We start from the raw sequence: 430 nt of genomic DNA, 5'->3' as shown, positions 1-430 counted from the left end.
TAGAAAATCTGTTCAAATAAGTCCGTATCTTTGAAACGCCGGCTATAATTTTTACCAAAGGTTGTGAAATGTGGCACCTCATCTTGAAAATCAAGACCAAGAAACCAGCGATAAGCCACGTTCACTTCGATTTCTTTAATCGTTTGGCGCATACTTTGAATACCAAAAAGATATTGAATAATAGGGATTTTAATGAGCATGACGGGATCAAGGCTTGGTCTACCATGTTCAAGACTGTATTTATCTCTAACTAAGTCGTAGATAAATTCAAAATCAACATATTGATCAATATGTCTTAGAAGATGATCTTGAGGGACTAAATCTTCAAGAGAATAGTAGCCCATTTGACTACGACCAATCATCGTTTGTTTACGAAACATGCCTAAACCTCCCATTCAATAACTTGATACCTTTATTTTACATAGAAAAA

General features: G+C 34.9%; 1 protein-coding gene. It reads right to left on the bottom strand.

What is annotated here, in order from left to right; all coding sequences use genetic code 11:
- A partial coding sequence (locus tag RR45_RS10970; protein ID WP_143465099.1) for a transposase occupies positions 1-380 on the bottom strand: 380 nt, incomplete at its 3' end.
- Positions 381-430 lie beyond the last annotated feature (50 nt).

This window comes from Pseudolactococcus chungangensis CAU 28 = DSM 22330 (assembly GCF_002441885.1).
Lineage (GTDB): Bacteria > Bacillota > Bacilli > Lactobacillales > Streptococcaceae > Pseudolactococcus > Pseudolactococcus chungangensis.
This window is presented reverse-complemented; position numbering and strand designations above follow the sequence as displayed.